Origin of the sequence: Mycobacterium sp. 852014-52450_SCH5900713 (genome assembly GCF_001667075.1) — a bacterium.
Lineage (GTDB): Bacteria > Actinomycetota > Actinomycetes > Mycobacteriales > Mycobacteriaceae > Mycobacterium.
Window position 1 is genome coordinate 112,258 of sequence record NZ_LZIL01000011.1, and the last position, 14,649, is coordinate 126,906.

Below are 14,649 nucleotides of genomic sequence, written 5' to 3' on the forward strand. Positions count from 1 at the left end.
CGAAGATTCACAGCACCAGCAGCATCCGGGAGTTGCCCAGGATGTTGGGCTTGACGTAGCTCAGGTCCAGGAACTCGGCGACACCGATGTCGTAGGAGCGGCACATCTCCTCGAACACCTCGGCGGTGACCGGCGTGCCCTCGATCTCGGTGAACCCGTGCTTGCCGAAGAACTCGGTCTCGAACGTCAGCACGAACAGCCGCTTCAGCTGCAGCTCGCGTGCGACCTCCAGCAACCGGTCGACGATCGCGTGGCCGATGCCGTGGCCCGTCATCGCCGGGTCGACCGCGACGGTGCGGATCTCGCCCAGGTCGGACCACATCACGTGCAGGGCGCCGCAACCGACCACGTCGTCGCCGCATTCGGCCACCCAGAACTCCTGGACGGCCTCGTATAGCGTCACCAGGTTCTTCTCGAGCAGGATCTTCCCCGCGTAGGTGTCGACGAGCTGTTTGATCGCGGGGACATCGGACGTTCGCGCGCGGCGCACCACCGCTCGGCAGTCCTGCGGACTTTCAGTCACGGCTAACAGTATCGGCATCGGGGACGGGTGCACTGGTCAACAGTTATTCTGTTGCGGTGTCGGGGCAGCCGCAAACGGGACCGTTGATGGGACCGCCGGGCCGCGTCCATATCGCGAACCTCGCCAACACGCTGACGCTGTTGCGGCTGGTGTTGGTCCCGATCTTCCTCCTCGCGCTGTTCGCCAAAGATGGTCACGAGATCGCTTTCCGGATCGTGGCTTTCGTGATTTTCGCGGTTGCCGCGATCACGGATCGCCTGGACGGCCTGCTGGCCCGCAACTACGGCATGGCGACCGAATTCGGGGCGTTTGTCGATCCGATCGCGGACAAGACGCTGGTCGGGTCGGCGCTGATTGGTCTGTCGATGCTCGGCGAGCTGCCGTGGTGGGTCACGGTCGTGATCCTGGTCCGCGAGTTCGGGGTCACGGTGCTGCGGCTGGCGGTCATTCGCCGGGGGGTCATCCCGGCCAGTTGGGGCGGCAAGGTCAAGACCGTGGTCCAGGCGGTGGCGATCGGCCTGTTCATCCTGCCGCTGGCCGGGCCGTTCCGGGTGACGGCGGCGGTGGTGATGGGTGCGGCCATCGTTCTGACGATCGTCACCGGCATCGACTACGTGGTGTCGACCGTTCGGGAAGTGCGCCGGACGACCGACTGATTTTTCCGGTCGCCGAACGGGAACCAAGACCCCGCCACCCGCGTTTCACGTAGTGAGCATCTGCCGCGGTCGATTTCGTGCCGAGCGGGGCTGACTGGACGAAGGAGGGCAGGGATGCCGTCATTAGTGCGCGAGGTCATCGGCGACGTGCTGCGCGAGGCCCGGGTGACACAGGGCCGGACGCTGCGCGAGGTGTCCGATTCGGCGCGGGTGAGCCTCGGATACCTGTCCGAGGTGGAACGCGGGCGCAAGGAGCCCTCCAGCGAGCTGCTCAACGCGATCTGCGAGGCATTACGGGTGCCGCTGTCGTCGGTGCTCACCGACGCCGGCGAGCGGATGGCCGGCCAGGAACGGGCGGCCCACGGTGCGTCCGTCGATGGCGCCCGCGGTCCCAGCATCGACGCCGGCACCAAGGTCGTCATCCCGCCGGTGGCGTCCCTGGCGATCGCCTGAGCGCAGCCCGGCGCGGCGATCCAGCGCCAGGGGTAGGGCGATCGGCCCCGACCCACTAAATTGAGCGACAAGCGACGGCCCATCCAGGGACCATCCGGCCTACAAGAAGCGAAGGTGGAGCTCACTCATGGCCAATCCGTTCGTCAAAGCGTGGAAGTACCTGATGGCGCTGTTCAACGCGAAGATCGACGAGCACGCCGACCCCAAGGTGCAGATCCAGCAGGCCATCGAGGAAGCGCAACGCACGCATCAGGCGCTGACGCAGCAGGCGGCGCAGGTGATCGGTAACCAGCGCCAATTGGAGATGCGGCTGAACCGGCAACTCGCCGACATTGAAAAGCTGCAGGTCAACGTTCGGCAGGCCCTAACGCTCGCCGACCAGGCCACCGCGGCCGGTGACGCCGCCAAGGCCACCGAGTACAACAACGCCGCCGAGGCGTTCGCGGCCCAGCTGGTGACCGCCGAGCAGAGCGTCGAGGACCTCAAGACGCTGCACGATCAGGCGCTGAGCGCGGCCTCGCAGGCCAAGAAGGCGGTCGAGCAGAACGCGATGGTGCTGCAGCAGAAGATCGCCGAGCGCACCAAGCTGCTCAGCCAGCTCGAGCAGGCCAAGATGCAGGAACAGGTGAGCGCCTCGCTGCGGTCGATGAGCGAGATCGCCGCCCCTGGCAACGTGCCCAGCCTCGACGAGGTGCGCGACAAGATCGAACGCCGCTACGCCAACGCGATCGGCTCCGCCGAACTCGCACAGGGTTCGGTGCAGGGCCGCATGCTCGAGGTCGAGCAGGCCGGGGTGCAGATGGCCGGTCACTCCCGGCTCGAGCAGATCCGCGCGTCGATGCGGGGCGAAGCGCTGCCGGCCGGGGGGACACCCCCCGCCGGGGCCACTCCGGAGGCGAGGCCCGCGTCCGCCGAGACTGGCGCGGTCACCGAGAAGCCGTTTGGCCAGTAACGCGGGTGTCGTGGCGGTGAGCGAGACGCGGCGCGGGCTCTGGCGCACGTTGCTGGGGCGCGGGTTGGCCACGGCCGCCGACCTTTCCGATCTGGTGGCCCAGAAGATCAGCGCCGCCGCGGATCCGCGTGCGCGGCTGCTGCGGCGGCAACGTCGCGCGCTGCGGTGGGGCCTGATCTTCGCCGCCGGCTGCGTGTTCTGGGCGTTGGTGACGATGCTGCTGGCGGCCTGGGGATGGTTCGCGCTGCTGCTGGAGATCACCGGCGCCGTCTCGGTCATCATGGCCATCCCGGCGACGCTGTTGTTGTTCCGCTACCGGTGGCTGCGCTCCGAGCCGCTGCCCACGCCCCGGCCGGCGAACGCGCGCCGGCTGCCGCCACCCGGGTCGGCGGCGCGGCCCGCCATGTACGCGCTGGGCGCCTCCGAACGCGGATTCCTCTCGCTGCTGAACGTGATCGAGCGCGGCTCGATGTTGCCGACCGCCGAGATCCGTGACCTGACCGCGGCGGCCGGCAAGACCTCGGCGGCCATGGCGGCCACCGCCGCGGAGGTGGTGTCGATGGAGCGGGCGGCACAGTCCAGCGAATCATCGCGGGCGTATCTGGTGCCCACCATCAACGCGTTCACCGCGCAGTTGAGCGCCGGCGTCCGTCAGTACAACGAGATGGTAACCGCCGCAGCCCAATTGGTGTCTTCGGCCAACGGCGATCAGTTGGCCGCCTCGCAGCGCTACCGCGCCGAGCTGGCCGGGGCAACCGACCGGCTGGTCGGCTGGGCGCAGGCGTTCGACGAACTCGGCGGCTTGCGCGGCGCGAGCTAGCGGGCTAGAACGTCGCTTTCAGCGACGGCAGCACCACGGCGGCCAGGCCGCGAAGGGGGGCCTTGAACATGTCGAAGAAGTCAAAGTAGTCGCGCCACAACGTGATTCGCCCATCGTGGACTTCGAACACGCCGCACACCCAGAACTGCAGCCGCAACGGGCCGAAGATCAGGGCGTCGGTGCGCTCGGTGAGCACCGCCCCGCCGTCGGCGGCGATGCGGTGGATCTTCACCTCGAAGGCGGCGCGGCCGTCCATCTGGCGAAACAGCTTCATCGCCCTGGCGCGGCCGTGAATCGTCGGCAGCCCGACATTTTCGTACACGAGGTTGTCGTCCAACGCCGCGTCGGCGGCGTCGTAATCCGCATCCTGCAGGGCGTTCAGAAAACCCTCGACCGTGCGGGTGTTCGCAACGGTTGTCCCAGTCAGCTCGGTCATGGGTGCCAGCGTAGGCGAGCGTTTCGCCGGCGCGCTGTGGCAGGGTAAGGCCGATGCGCGTCGCCGTGGTCGCCGGGCCTGATCCCGGGCACTCGTTTCCCGCGATTGCGCTGTGCCAACGCTTCGCCCACGGAGACGAGCCCACGCTGTTCACCGGCGCCGAGTGGGTCGACACGGCCCGCTCCGCCGGCATCGACGCCGCCCCGCTGGACGGGCTGGCCGCCACCGACGACGACGCCGACGCCGGGGCCCGAATCCATCGGCGCGCGGCGCGGATGGCCGTCCTCAACGTGCCGGCCCTGCGCGACCTCGCGCCTGACCTGGTGGTGTCCGACGTCATCACCGCCGGGGGCGGCATGGCCGCCGAGCTGTTGGGCATCCCGTGGATCGAGCTCAACCCGCATCCGCTCTACCTGCCGTCGAAGGGACTGCCGCCGATAGGGAGCGGACTGGCGCCGGGCACCGGCATTCGCGGCCGGCTCCGCGACGCCACCATGCGGGCGCTCACCGCGCGCTCCTGGCGCGCGGGCCTGCGGCAGCGCGCGACCGTGCGGGTCGAGATCGGACTGCCTGCCCGCGACCCCGGGCCGCTGCGGAGGCTGATCGCCACCCTGCCCGCCCTCGAGGTGCCGCGGCCGGACTGGCCGGCGGAGGCCGTGCTGGTGGGTCCGCTGCACTTCGAACCGACCGATCGGGTGCTGGAAATCCCGCCGGGCTCCGGACCCGTGCTGGTGGTTGCGCCGTCGACCGCGATGACCGGGACCGAGGGGCTGGCGGAGGTCGCGCTGGCTCACCTGCGGCCGGGGGAGACGCTGCCGGCCGGATCGCGGCTGGTGGTCTCGCGGTTGGGGGGAGCGGATCTGCAAGTGCCGCCGTGGGCGGTGGTCGGGCTCGGCAGCCAGGCCGAGTTGCTGCGCCACGCCGACCTGGTGATCTGCGGCGGTGGGCACGGCATGGTGGCCAAGACGCTGCTGGCGGGGGTGCCGCTGGTCGCGGTGCCCGGTGGCGGGGATCAGTGGGAGATGGCGAACCGGGTGGTCCGGCAGGGCAGCGGGCGGCTGATCCGGCCGTTGACCGCCGAGGCGCTGGTGGCTGCGGTGAACGAGGTGCTGTCGTCGCCCCGTTATCGGGAAGCCGCCCAAGCCGCCGCAGCTAGCATCGTCGGCGTGGCCGATCCGGTCCGGGTGTGCCACGAAGCGCTCGCTCCGGCGGGATGATCGGACGGGTTCGCGAAGGGAGGGCGTCGGCAATGAGAACGATCGCCGCGGGCTGCCTGCTTCTTGCCTTGCTGTTCGGCTCGGGCGTGGCCCGCGCCGACAGCGGCGACGAGCAGCAGGCATGCCAGCTGATGGACGACCCGGCGGCCGCTGAGCAGGGCTATGCGCCGGCCGAATACGCCTTCATGCAGTTGCGCTCCCGAATGTCGGCGCAGCGGGCGCGCACGACCATGTCCGAGGCCGTCCAGGGCTTCTGCCCCAACCACCTGATCGACCTGCCGGCCAGTTGGCGGTAATGCGGCCGGTGTCCGATCGCTGCCCGGTGGGTATCTTGCTGGCGTGCGGCTAACGGAATTCAACGAGCGCGTCGTCCTGCGATTCGGTGCGGCGTACGGCTCTTCGGTGCTGGCGGACCATGTGCTGAGCGGTTTCGACGGCCGTACCGCCGCCCAGGCGATCGAGGACGGGGCCGAGCCCCGCGACGTGTGGCGGGCCCTGTGCGTCGACTTCGACGTGCCGCACGACCAGTGGTGACGCGAGCCGCAACCTCATTCGTAGGGCGGGTACTCGTTCTGCCGCAATAGAGCCGCGAGGTGAACGGCGTTGCGGGCCGCCGTTTCCGTGGTGGTGGCCACCGCTTCCGGCACATCGTCCAAGTCGTTGAAATTCGTCCCCTGCATGGCCTCGCCGTTCCAGTACGTACACCCCTGAGCGGGAATCGAGAATCCGATGTCGTTGAGCGCCTGGAAGAGGTCGGCGACGATCTTGTGCGCGCCGTCTTCGTTTCCCACGACCGCCGCCAGTGCTACTTTGCCCACCATCCGGGGCCGTCCGGCGTCGTCCTTATCGGAGATGGCAGCGTCGAGGCGCTCCAGGACGCGCTGCGCGACGCTGGACATGTGGCCGACCCAGGTGGGCGTCGCCAGCACCAGGATGTCCGCCGCGGTGATCTTCTCCAGCAGCCCCGGCCACTCGTCGCCCGGACCCATGTCGGCTTCCACGCCGGGCAGCAGCGCCAGGTCCACGCAGCGCACCTTCTCGCCGTCGACGCCCGCGCTGCGCAGTTGGGCCATCACCTGATCGGCGATCAGCTCGCTGCTCGACGGCTCCGGGCTCTTCTTCAACGAGCAGGTCAACGCGAGGGCGCGCAGGGATTGCGGTGCGGCTGTGGACATGATGCTCGAATACCCCTGCACCACAAGCGCAAACGACGCACCGGCTAAGTCCGGTCCGACGGTGGCGCCTCGAACACGCAATCGCCGCAGACCGACCGACCCGGCAGGCGATAGAAGAGGCAGCAACTATGACGTTTGAAGCCCAGGCGTGGGCCGGTGACGCCCGATCCGGCCAGCGCGCCGGTACCGAGCAGCGCATGGGTCATCTCGGCGATCCGCGGGCCGAGGTCGGACCGCACCGCGAGCAGGGCCCGGGCGGCGCCGGTCAGCGCGGAGGCGACATTGCCCGCCAGCAGCGCGGGCGCCAGCTTGACCCGCAGCCCGGCGGCGAGCGGCTCCATGTGCTCTTGCACCACCACCCGGTACAGCACGTCGGATGAGTTCGCGGGGATCCCGACGGGCGCGGGCAGCCGCAGTTGCGCCCCGTCGTCGGCGCGTTGCAAGTCGTTGAGGTCGGGGACGACGCCGTGACCCAGCGCGCATGCGAGCACGGGTGACCACAGCCGGGTGGCGTGGCCGAGGTGAACCAACGAGGCGGCGACGCGCAGGTCCGTCGTGCGATACCGCCTGGCGGTGGCGTCGATCAGGTCGGTGAAGCCGTCGGCGTAGGACCGCCCGACCGGGTGCCAACCCGCGGCATCACCCACGGGCAACGTGAAAAACCCTTTGTAGCAGGCTATTTCGGCCAGCTCAGCGGAGATGTCCATGTATGCGCAAACCAAGCCTTTAAGGGAGATCCGCCCCGGTTGTGGTGAGGAGCGCCGACGGTGGCTCTCCGGTGGGGACAGCCCGGTCCCGGTCACAGTGGCTGGACCGCGCCGGATTCACCCCGGTTTCCTCGGGCTTATGCCCCGTCGGCGCCTTTCGGTAGCAGATGTTGCCATACGGGTGACGGGCTCGGCGTGTCCACTTGAATCGAACAGGTGTTCGGCTACTGTGGAGAACGTTCGGTGAGTCAACTTGTCGGTGGCCTTCTCTAGTGTCACGGCCAACCGACCGACACCGGTCACCGAACACACCGAATCATAGGAGAGGCACCATGACGCAAGCCCCCGACCGCGAGAAGGCTCTCGAACTGGCGATGGCCCAGATCGAAAAGAGCTATGGCAAAGGCTCGGTGATGCGTCTCGGCGACGAGATGCGTCAGCCGATCTCGGTCATCCCGACCGGATCCATCGCACTGGACGTGGCCCTGGGCATCGGCGGCCTGCCCCGCGGCCGGGTCGTGGAGATTTACGGCCCGGAGTCTTCGGGTAAGACCACCGTCGCCCTGCACGCGGTGGCCAATGCCCAGGCGGCCGGCGGCGTCGCGGCGTTCATCGACGCCGAGCACGCCCTGGACCCGGACTACGCCAATAAGCTGGGCGTGGACACCGATTCCCTGCTGGTCAGCCAGCCCGACACGGGGGAGCAGGCCCTCGAGATCGCCGACATGCTGATCCGCTCCGGCGCGCTGGACATTTTGGTCATCGACTCGGTGGCGGCGCTGGTGCCGCGCGCGGAGCTCGAGGGCGAGATGGGGGACAGCCACGTCGGTCTTCAGGCCCGGCTGATGAGCCAGGCGCTGCGGAAAATGACTGGCGCGCTGAACAATTCGGGAACCACCGCGATCTTCATCAACCAGCTGCGGGAAAAGATCGGGGTGATGTTCGGCAGCCCGGAAACCACCACGGGCGGTAAGGCTTTGAAGTTCTACGCGTCGGTGCGCTTGGACGTGCGCCGGATCGAGACGCTCAAGGACGGCACCAACGCGGTCGGTAACCGTACCCGGGTCAAGGTCGTCAAGAACAAGGTGTCGCCGCCGTTCAAGCAGGCGGAATTCGACATCCTCTACGGCAGGGGAATCAGCCGCGAGGGTTCGCTGATCGATATGGGCGTGGAGCAGGGCTTCATCCGCAAATCCGGTTCCTGGTTCACCTACGAGGGTGAGCAGCTCGGTCAGGGCAAGGAGAATGCCCGCACCTTCCTGATGGAAAACGGCGAGGTGGCCAACGAGATCGAGAAGAAGATCAAGGAGAAGCTCGGCATTGGCGCGGTCGTGACCGATGACGACGTCCTGCCCGCCCCCGTCGATTTCTGAGCCCTCTCGCGAGGAGCAGGCGCGGACGCTGTGCCTGCGCCTGCTCACCGCGAGGGCGCGCACCCGGGCCGAGCTGCACGGCCAGCTGGCGAAACGTGGTTACGCCGAGGACATCAGCGCTACCGTGCTCGACCGGCTCGCCGCCGTTGGCCTGGTCGATGACGGCGACTTCGCCGAGCAGTGGGTGCAGTCCCGCCGGGCGAAGAGCAGGCGGGCCCTGGCCGCCGAACTGCGCACCAAGGGTGTCGACAGGGACGTGATCGCCACCGCGCTGTCCGGGATCGACGCCGGTGCCGAGCGGGACCGGGCCGAGCAGTTGGTGCGGGCCAAGCTGCGCCGGGAGACGCTGGACGGCGATGACGCGCGCGTGACCCGCCGGCTGGTCGGGATGTTGGCGCGCCGTGGCTACAGCCAGAACCTGGCGTGCGAGGTCGTCCTCGCCGAACTGGCCGCCGAGCGGGAGCGCCGCCGGGTCTAGCCCGGTGACGTGCGGTTTCTCGCCCGCCGACCGGTCGCCGTACCATGGCCCCGTGACTTCGATGGTGGCCCGAGACGTCTCGGGGGCGCGTACCTACCAGGTGCGCACCTACGGCTGCCAGATGAACGTCCACGATTCCGAGCGGTTGGCGGGTCTGCTGGAAGCGGCCGGCTACCAGCGGGCGGTCGAGGGTGCCGACGCCGACGTGGTCGTCTTCAACACCTGCGCGGTCCGCGAGAACGCCGACAACAAGCTGTACGGCAACCTCAGCCACCTGGCGCCGCGCAAGCGCGGCAACCCCGAGATGCAGATCGCGGTCGGGGGTTGCCTGGCTCAAAAAGACCGGGATGCGTTGCTGCGCAAGGCGCCCTGGGTGGACGTCGTCTTCGGCACGCACAACCTCGGATCGCTGCCCACGCTGCTGGAACGGGCGCGGCACAACAAGGTCGCCCAGGTGGAGATCGCCGAGTCGCTGCAGGAGTTTCCGTCGTCGCTGCCGAGCGCGCGCGAATCGGCTTACGCCGCTTGGGTTTCCGTTTCCGTCGGGTGCAACAACAGCTGCACCTTCTGCATCGTGCCCTCGCTGCGGGGCAAGGAGGTCGACCGCAGCCCGGCCGACATCCTGGCCGAGGTGAAGGCGCTGGTGAACGACGGCGTACTCGAAGTCACGCTGCTGGGCCAGAACGTCAACGCCTACGGTGTCTCGTTCGCCGACCCGGCGCTGCCCCGCGACCGCGGCGCCTTCGCGCGCCTCCTGCGAGCCTGCGGCGACATCGACGGTCTGGAACGGGTGCGGTTCACCTCCCCGCATCCGGCCGAATTCACCGACGACGTCATCGAAGCCATGGCGCAGACGCCGAATGTCTGCCCCGCCCTGCACATGCCGCTGCAGTCGGGCTCCGACCGGGTGCTGCGGGCGATGCGGCGCTCGTACCGCGCCGAGCGCTACCTCGGCATCATCGACCGCGTGCGCGCGGCCATGCCGCACGCCGCCATCACCACCGACCTGATCGTCGGATTTCCCGGTGAGACCGAGGAGGACTTCGCGGCCACCCTGGACGTGGTGCGGCAGGCCCGGTTCGCGGCCGCGTTCACTTTCCAATACTCCAAGCGGCCCGGTACCCCGGCCGCCGAGCTCGCCGGGCAGCTCCCGAAAGCCGTTGTGCAGGAACGCTATGAGCGCCTGGTCGAGCTGCAGGAACAGATCTCGCTGGAGGGCAATCGCGCGCTTGTCGGCCACACTGTCGAGCTGCTGGTCGCCGCCGGCGAGGGACGCAAGGACACCCGCACGGCGCGGATGACCGGACGCGCCCGCGACGGCCGCCTGGTGCACTTCAGCTTGGACGAATCCGGGGCCGACCGAATCCGACCGGGGGATCTCATCACCGCGATGGTCACCCAGGCCGCGCCGCACCACCTCATCGCCGACGCCGGCATCCTCAGCCATCGCCGCACCCGCGCTGGGGACGCGCACGCCGCCGGGCAGCGCCCGGGTGGCATCGGGCTCGGCATGCCCCCCGTCGGACCGCCGGCCGACCCAATCGAACCCCTTGGATGTGCCCGATGAACGAAGAACACCCCGACCTCGACGCCCTGCGCACCGAAATCGAGGCCGCCGAGCGCCGCGTGGCACGCGGATTCGACCCGGGCCCACGGGGTTTCGTCGTGGCCATCCTGGTCTTCGTGCTGCTGGGATCGTTCATCCTGCCGCACACCGGCGCGGTGCGCGGCTGGGACGTGTTGTTCAGCAGCCACGGCGCCGGCGCGGCCGCGGTGGCGCTGCCGTCGCGGGTGTTCGCCTGGCTGGCGCTGGTGTTCGGCGTCGGCTTCTCGATGCTGGCGTTGGTCACGCGGCGCTGGGCGCTGGCCTGGATCGCGCTGGCGGGTTCGGCGCTGGCCGGCGCGGCGGGACTGTTGGCCATCTGGTCGCGCCAGACGGTGGCCACGGGGCATCCGGGCCCGGGGGTGGGGCTGATCGCGGCCTGGATCGTCGTCCTCACGCTGACCTACCAATGGGCCCGGGTGGTGTGGTCGCGCACCATCGTGCAACTCGCGGCCGAGGAGCAGCGGCGCCGCGTCGCGGCGCAGCAGCAGTCGATGACGCTGCTCGACAGCCTGGACGATGGGTCCGCCGCCCCGAACGGCCGGGGAGGGCCGAACGACGCGCCCCCCAGGGATCCCGAAGCCTAGGGCTTGCGGGTCAGCGCCTCGGCGGCCGCCTGCGCCCACTGCCGCCACTGCTCGGCGTTGGCCCTGGCCTCTTCGGCCTCTTTAGTTCGGCCCGCCGCCGCGGCCTTCTCGGCCTGCTGCTCGAATTGTTCGGCGCGGGTGCGGAACTGCTCGGCGCGGGCCTGCGCCTGCGGATCCGACCAATCGGCCTCGCCCGCGTCGCGCACCTTCTTCTCGATCGCGCGCAGCCGGCGCTCCAATTCGGCGGACCGCTCCCGCGGCACCTTGCCGATCGCGTCCCACTTCTCGGCAATCGACCGCAGCGCCGCCCTGGCCGCGTCGTGGTTGCTCGTGTCGATCTTCTCCGCCTCGGCCAGCAGCGCCTCCTTGGCGGTGGCGTTGGCCCGCAACTCCGCGTCCTTCTCCGCCGTCGCCGCGTTGCGGGCCGCGAAGAAGATGTCCTGGGCCGCCTTGAACCGCCGCCACAGGGCGTCGTCGACGTCGCGGGCCGCTCGGCCCGCCGCCTTCCACTCCGTGAGCAGCTTGCGGAATTCCGCGCTGGTGGCGGTCCAGTCCGTCGAATCGGACAACTCCTCGGCCCGTTCGCACAGCCGTTCCTTGGCCTGCCGGACTCCCACCCGTTCCCGGTCCAGCTCGGCGAAATGCGATCCCCGCCGCCGGTTGAACGCCTCCCGGGCCGCCGAATAGCGCTTCCACAGCGCGTCGTCGACCTTGCGGTCCAGGCCGTTGATGGTCTTCCACTCGTCCAGGATGGCCCGCAGCCGGTCGCCGGCCGCCTTCCACTGCGTCGAGTTGGCGCCCAACTCCTCGGCCTCGGCGGCCAGCGCCTCCTTGCGCGCGGTCTGGGTGGCGCGATGCTCGTCGCGGCGGGAGCGCTCCTCGGCGACGGTGCTCTCGACCTGGTCGATGAGGCCGGTCAGCCGGCGCGCGAGCGCGTCGATGTCGCCCAGGACGGACGCCGTCGGCAACGTTTCGGCCAGTTCGGTGGCGTGGGCTTTGATCTTGCGGGCGTCACCGGTTCCGGCCGCGAGCCGCTCCTCCATGAGGGTGATCTCGGTGCTCAGGTCGTCGAAGCGACGGCCGAAGTGGGCGAAGGCGGCTTCTCGGTCGCCGGCCTGCCAGGAGCCGACGATGCGCTCGCCGGCGGCGGTGATCAGCCAGACCGTCCCGTCGTCGTCGACCCGCCCGAACTGATGCGGATCGCTGCGCGGGGGCGCCGGTATGGGATGGGCGGTGGGCCGCGGCCCCGGACTGAGCGGCCGGGGCCCGGGACGTGGTCCCGGACGTGGCACCGGGCGCGAAACCGGTTGGGCCACCGGGTCAGCCGGGTCTCCGCCGTGTGGTTCGTCAACCGTCATGCGCTCGTCACCTACCCTTCGCGCGTTCGCTATTCCGCGCGCACCTGCCGCGCGTAGCGGCACCGTCTGCTGCGGCCGTCGGCCGGGCCGTCTCGGCTCTCCCAACAGCTGCTTAACAGTATTCAAGCAGCTTGGCTGCCCCTGCGCCGCCACCCTGGTGTTCTCGTTCCGGATGCGTTCGCCCGGACGCAGCGGTATGACAGTTGTCCGTACCCCGACTCGGACGGAGAACGCATGGCCAAGGCGGACATCGCCGCGTTGCTCGCGTTGGCGTCCGCACTCTGCGTGGCGATCGGCGACGTCCTGCAGCAGCGCGCGACGCACCGGATCACCGACACGTCGGTCGGGCAGCTCGAGCTCTTCCGCAGGCTGCTGGGCAACCGGCGCTGGCGGTGGGGCGCCCTGATGCTGGTGGTCAGCATCGTGCTGCAGGCCGCCGCACTGGACCAGGGTTCGGTGTTGCTGGTGCAGGCGTTGCTAGTCCTGTCCCTGCTGTTCGCGTTGCCGATCAGCGCCAGGCTGGCCGATCGCGCCGTGACCGCCCGGGAGTGGGCCTGGGCCGTCGTGCTGACCGCCGCGGTGACCGTGATCGTTACCGTCGGCAACCCGCAGGCGGGCCGTTCGACCGCGCCGCTGCGGACCTGGGCCACCGTGGCGGCGGTGTTGGTTCCGTTGCTGGTCGGATGCGTGGTGGCCGCCCGGATCTGGGGCGGCGCCCTGGCCGCGGCGCTCCTCGCATTCGTCTCCGGTTCGCTCTGGGCCGTCTTCGCGGTGCTCGCCAAAGGCGTCGTCCATCGGGTCGGCGACGGTGGGTGGGCGGTGGTCCGGACACCCGAGCTGTACGCCTGGCTGCTGGTCGCGCTGGCGGGGTTCGCTTGGGAGCAATCGGCCTTTCGGGCCGGCTCGCTGACCGCGTCCATGCCGACGCTGGAGGTATCCCAGCCGGTCGTGTCGGCCGTGCTGGGCGTCGTCGTCCTCGGCGAGACCCTCGGTACCGGGCGCGCCGGAATGCTGGCGCTGGCGGTGGCCGCGCTGGTGATGACGGCCGCCACCGTCGAACTCGCTCGCGTCGACGCCTCCGCGACGCGCGATAGGGTCGCGGCGCGGCTCGGGGACATAGCCGCACAACCGGCGTAGCCTGGCCGCCGGTGTAACCGAATCGCGGCGGTACGCACAGGGCCTACTTATGTTGATGAAGTATCAACAGTGGATGAACCGGTCAAAGAGCAGTGACGTGCTGCACGTCATAGAGTTGTTGCTGAACTGATCGCGAATTTTTGGTGTATTTCCCCGCACCCCAGGGAAAGCTGGTCGGGGCAGTTGTGAGGTGAGGGGTCGCACGTGTCAAAGGTTGATGTCGCGGCGCTGATAGCGCTGTGTGCGGCGTTGGCGTCCGCGGTCGGCGATGTGATCCGCCAGCGCTCTGCGCAGGAGATCACGGACAAGAAGGTCGGCCATCTCGAGCTGTTCCGCATGTCGCTGCGGGACACCCGGTGGTGGTTGGGCGGCCTGGCCGCGATCGTGAATTACAGCCTGCAGGCCGGGGCCCTGGCGTGGGGCTCGGTGGTGTTGGTGACCGCGCTGCAGGTGACCGCGTTGCTGTTCGCCCTGCCGATCTACGCGCGGCTGACCAAGCGCCGGGTGACCCGCTGGGAGTGGGTGTGGGCGGTGATACTGGCCGGCGCCCTGGCGGTGGTCATCATCGTCGGCGACCCGGCCTCCGGCCATCAGCGCGCGCCGGTTCAGACGTGGGCCATCGTCGCCGCGGTGATGGTGCCGCTGCTGGTGGCGTGCGTGGTGGCCGCGCGGATCTGGTCGGGCAGCCCGTTCGCGGCCGCGCTGCTCGCGGTGGTGGCGGGTTCGGCCCTGGCGTTGTTCGCGGTGCTCACCAAGGGGATCGTCGAGATCGGCGAGGACGGCCCGCTGGCCGTGCTGACCGCGCCCGAGTTCGTCCCGTGGCTTCTGCTGGCGCTGACCGGGATGATCTTCCAGCAGTCGGCGTTCCGCGCCGGCGCGCTGACGGCCTCGATGCCGACGATGACCGTGGCGAAGCCCGTGGTGGCTGGCCTGCTCGGCATCTTCGTGCTCGGCGAAACGCTGAACGCCGACGGTCCCAAGGCCTTCGTGCTGGTAGCGGCGATCGCGGTGGTGATCGTGGCAACTGTCGCTCTGGCCCGCGGCGAGGCCGCCACCATGGTCGCGGAGGTGGGGCGCGACGACGGACGCATCGCGCCGGACGCGTGGTCATCCGAGGACGGTGACCCCGGCCCTTTTAACACCGGCCCCGTCGTCGTGGCGGCCGAGGCCTGAG

General features: G+C 69.6%; 18 protein-coding genes. 13 read left to right on the forward strand and 5 right to left on the reverse strand.

Annotation, left to right across the window (positions count from 1 at the left end):
• Window positions 1–7 precede the first annotated feature (7 nt).
• Complete coding sequence (locus A5773_RS04305) at window positions 8–523, reverse strand: amino-acid N-acetyltransferase (protein WP_197505395.1); 516 nt, start codon at window positions 521–523, stop codon at window positions 8–10.
• 56 nt (window positions 524–579) lie between these two features.
• Here A5773_RS04305 and pgsA point away from each other — a divergent pair, with 56 nt between their 5' ends.
• The 4 genes from pgsA to A5773_RS04325 all read left to right on the forward strand — a co-directional run bounded on the left by pgsA (window position 580) and on the right by A5773_RS04325 (window position 3,404).
• Window positions 580–1,179, forward strand: coding sequence for a CDP-diacylglycerol--glycerol-3-phosphate 3-phosphatidyltransferase (gene pgsA / locus A5773_RS04310; RefSeq protein WP_067789619.1), 600 nt, complete (start codon window positions 580–582; stop codon window positions 1,177–1,179).
• A gap of 114 nt (window positions 1,180–1,293) precedes the next feature.
• Complete coding sequence (clgR, locus tag A5773_RS04315) at window positions 1,294–1,632, forward strand: transcriptional regulator ClgR (protein ID WP_066950425.1); 339 nt, start codon at window positions 1,294–1,296, stop codon at window positions 1,630–1,632.
• A gap of 127 nt (window positions 1,633–1,759) precedes the next feature.
• Window positions 1,760–2,584, forward strand: coding sequence for a phage shock protein PspA (pspA, locus tag A5773_RS04320; RefSeq protein ID WP_067789622.1), 825 nt, complete (start codon window positions 1,760–1,762; stop codon window positions 2,582–2,584).
• A 10-nt stretch (window positions 2,585–2,594) separates the two neighbouring features.
• Window positions 2,595–3,404, forward strand: a complete 810-nt coding sequence (locus tag A5773_RS04325) for a hypothetical protein (protein ID WP_066950419.1) — start codon at window positions 2,595–2,597, stop codon at window positions 3,402–3,404.
• Window positions 3,405–3,408: 4 nt separating this feature from the next.
• Here A5773_RS04325 and A5773_RS04330 read toward each other — a convergent pair whose 3' ends face one another.
• On the reverse strand, window positions 3,409–3,840 hold the full coding sequence (locus tag A5773_RS04330; RefSeq protein ID WP_067789624.1) for a limonene-1,2-epoxide hydrolase family protein: 432 nt from the start codon (window positions 3,838–3,840) through the stop codon (window positions 3,409–3,411).
• A 53-nt stretch (window positions 3,841–3,893) separates the two neighbouring features.
• On the opposite strand from A5773_RS04330, the gene A5773_RS04335 reads away from it, so the two are divergent.
• The 3 genes from A5773_RS04335 to A5773_RS04345 are packed head-to-tail and all read left to right on the forward strand — an operon-like array spanning window position 3,894 to window position 5,591.
• Entirely contained in the window at window positions 3,894–5,057 is a 1,164-nt protein-coding gene (locus tag A5773_RS04335) for a glycosyltransferase (RefSeq protein WP_067789627.1), read from the forward strand.
• A 32-nt stretch (window positions 5,058–5,089) separates the two neighbouring features.
• The gene (locus tag A5773_RS04340) at window positions 5,090–5,353 is read left to right on the forward strand and encodes a hypothetical protein (protein WP_067789630.1); all 264 of its coding nucleotides are present in this window, start codon (window positions 5,090–5,092) and stop codon (window positions 5,351–5,353) included.
• A 19-nt stretch (window positions 5,354–5,372) separates the two neighbouring features.
• Window positions 5,373–5,591 carry a DUF3046 domain-containing protein gene (locus tag A5773_RS04345; protein WP_197505401.1) on the forward strand — a complete coding sequence of 73 codons (219 nt, stop codon included), beginning with the start codon at window positions 5,373–5,375 and terminating at the stop codon, window positions 5,589–5,591.
• A 14-nt stretch (window positions 5,592–5,605) separates the two neighbouring features.
• Here A5773_RS04345 and A5773_RS04350 read toward each other — a convergent pair whose 3' ends face one another.
• Window positions 5,606–6,232, reverse strand: a complete 627-nt coding sequence (locus A5773_RS04350) for a flavodoxin family protein (RefSeq protein WP_066950636.1) — start codon at window positions 6,230–6,232, stop codon at window positions 5,606–5,608.
• Between the two features lie 44 nt (window positions 6,233–6,276).
• Window positions 6,277–6,939, reverse strand: coding sequence for a (2Fe-2S)-binding protein (locus A5773_RS04355; RefSeq protein ID WP_067789632.1), 663 nt, complete (start codon window positions 6,937–6,939; stop codon window positions 6,277–6,279).
• 332 nt (window positions 6,940–7,271) lie between these two features.
• Between A5773_RS04355 and recA the strand changes: the two genes are divergently transcribed.
• The 4 genes from recA (at window position 7,272) to A5773_RS04375 (ending at window position 10,980) form a co-directional block, all read left to right on the forward strand.
• Window positions 7,272–8,312, forward strand: a complete 1,041-nt coding sequence (gene recA, locus A5773_RS04360) for a recombinase RecA (RefSeq protein WP_066950396.1) — start codon at window positions 7,272–7,274, stop codon at window positions 8,310–8,312.
• Entirely contained in the window at window positions 8,278–8,790 is a 513-nt protein-coding gene (gene recX, locus A5773_RS04365; protein ID WP_067789635.1) for a recombination regulator RecX, read from the forward strand. The genes recA and recX overlap by 35 nt, the downstream gene beginning before the upstream one ends.
• A gap of 61 nt (window positions 8,791–8,851) precedes the next feature.
• On the forward strand, window positions 8,852–10,357 hold the full coding sequence (gene miaB / locus A5773_RS04370; RefSeq protein WP_197507850.1) for a tRNA (N6-isopentenyl adenosine(37)-C2)-methylthiotransferase MiaB: 1,506 nt from the start codon (window positions 8,852–8,854) through the stop codon (window positions 10,355–10,357).
• Window positions 10,354–10,980, forward strand: a complete 627-nt coding sequence (locus A5773_RS04375; protein ID WP_067789640.1) for a hypothetical protein — start codon at window positions 10,354–10,356, stop codon at window positions 10,978–10,980. Before miaB ends, A5773_RS04375 begins: the two co-directional genes overlap by 4 nt.
• Here A5773_RS04375 and A5773_RS04380 read toward each other — a convergent pair.
• Window positions 10,977–12,338, reverse strand: a complete 1,362-nt coding sequence (locus A5773_RS04380) for a DUF349 domain-containing protein (RefSeq protein ID WP_067789643.1) — start codon at window positions 12,336–12,338, stop codon at window positions 10,977–10,979. The two genes, A5773_RS04375 and A5773_RS04380, sit on opposite strands and share 4 nt — an antisense overlap.
• A 234-nt stretch (window positions 12,339–12,572) precedes the next feature.
• On the opposite strand from A5773_RS04380, the gene A5773_RS04385 reads away from it, so the two are divergent.
• On the forward strand, window positions 12,573–13,475 hold the full coding sequence (locus A5773_RS04385; protein ID WP_066950379.1) for a DMT family transporter: 903 nt from the start codon (window positions 12,573–12,575) through the stop codon (window positions 13,473–13,475).
• 204 nt (window positions 13,476–13,679) lie between these two features.
• Complete coding sequence (locus tag A5773_RS04390) at window positions 13,680–14,648, forward strand: DMT family transporter (protein WP_067789646.1); 969 nt, start codon at window positions 13,680–13,682, stop codon at window positions 14,646–14,648.
• The last annotated feature ends 1 nt before the right edge of the window (window position 14,649 follow it).

Bases quoted from the DNA above. Each gene is read 5' to 3' on its own strand.
- clgR (WP_066950425.1), top strand. From the start codon at position 1,294: ATGCCGTCATTAGTGCGCGAGGTCATCGGCGACGTGCTGCGCGAGGCC.
- pspA (WP_067789622.1), top strand. From the start codon at position 1,760: ATGGCCAATCCGTTCGTCAAAGCGTGGAAGTACCTGATGGCGCTGTTC.
- A5773_RS04330 (WP_067789624.1), bottom strand. From the start codon at position 3,840: ATGACCGAGCTGACTGGGACAACCGTTGCGAACACCCGCACGGTCGAG.
- A5773_RS04335 (WP_067789627.1), top strand. From the start codon at position 3,894: ATGCGCGTCGCCGTGGTCGCCGGGCCTGATCCCGGGCACTCGTTTCCC.
- A5773_RS04340 (WP_067789630.1), top strand. From the start codon at position 5,090: ATGAGAACGATCGCCGCGGGCTGCCTGCTTCTTGCCTTGCTGTTCGGC.
- A5773_RS04350 (WP_066950636.1), bottom strand. From the start codon at position 6,232: ATGTCCACAGCCGCACCGCAATCCCTGCGCGCCCTCGCGTTGACCTGC.
- A5773_RS04355 (WP_067789632.1), bottom strand. From the start codon at position 6,939: ATGGACATCTCCGCTGAGCTGGCCGAAATAGCCTGCTACAAAGGGTTT.
- recA (WP_066950396.1), top strand. From the start codon at position 7,272: ATGACGCAAGCCCCCGACCGCGAGAAGGCTCTCGAACTGGCGATGGCC.
- recX (WP_067789635.1), top strand. From the start codon at position 8,278: ATGACGACGTCCTGCCCGCCCCCGTCGATTTCTGAGCCCTCTCGCGAG.
- miaB (WP_197507850.1), top strand. From the start codon at position 8,852: ATGGTGGCCCGAGACGTCTCGGGGGCGCGTACCTACCAGGTGCGCACC.
- A5773_RS04375 (WP_067789640.1), top strand. From the start codon at position 10,354: ATGAACGAAGAACACCCCGACCTCGACGCCCTGCGCACCGAAATCGAG.
- A5773_RS04380 (WP_067789643.1), bottom strand. From the start codon at position 12,338: ATGACGGTTGACGAACCACACGGCGGAGACCCGGCTGACCCGGTGGCC.
- A5773_RS04385 (WP_066950379.1), top strand. From the start codon at position 12,573: ATGGCCAAGGCGGACATCGCCGCGTTGCTCGCGTTGGCGTCCGCACTC.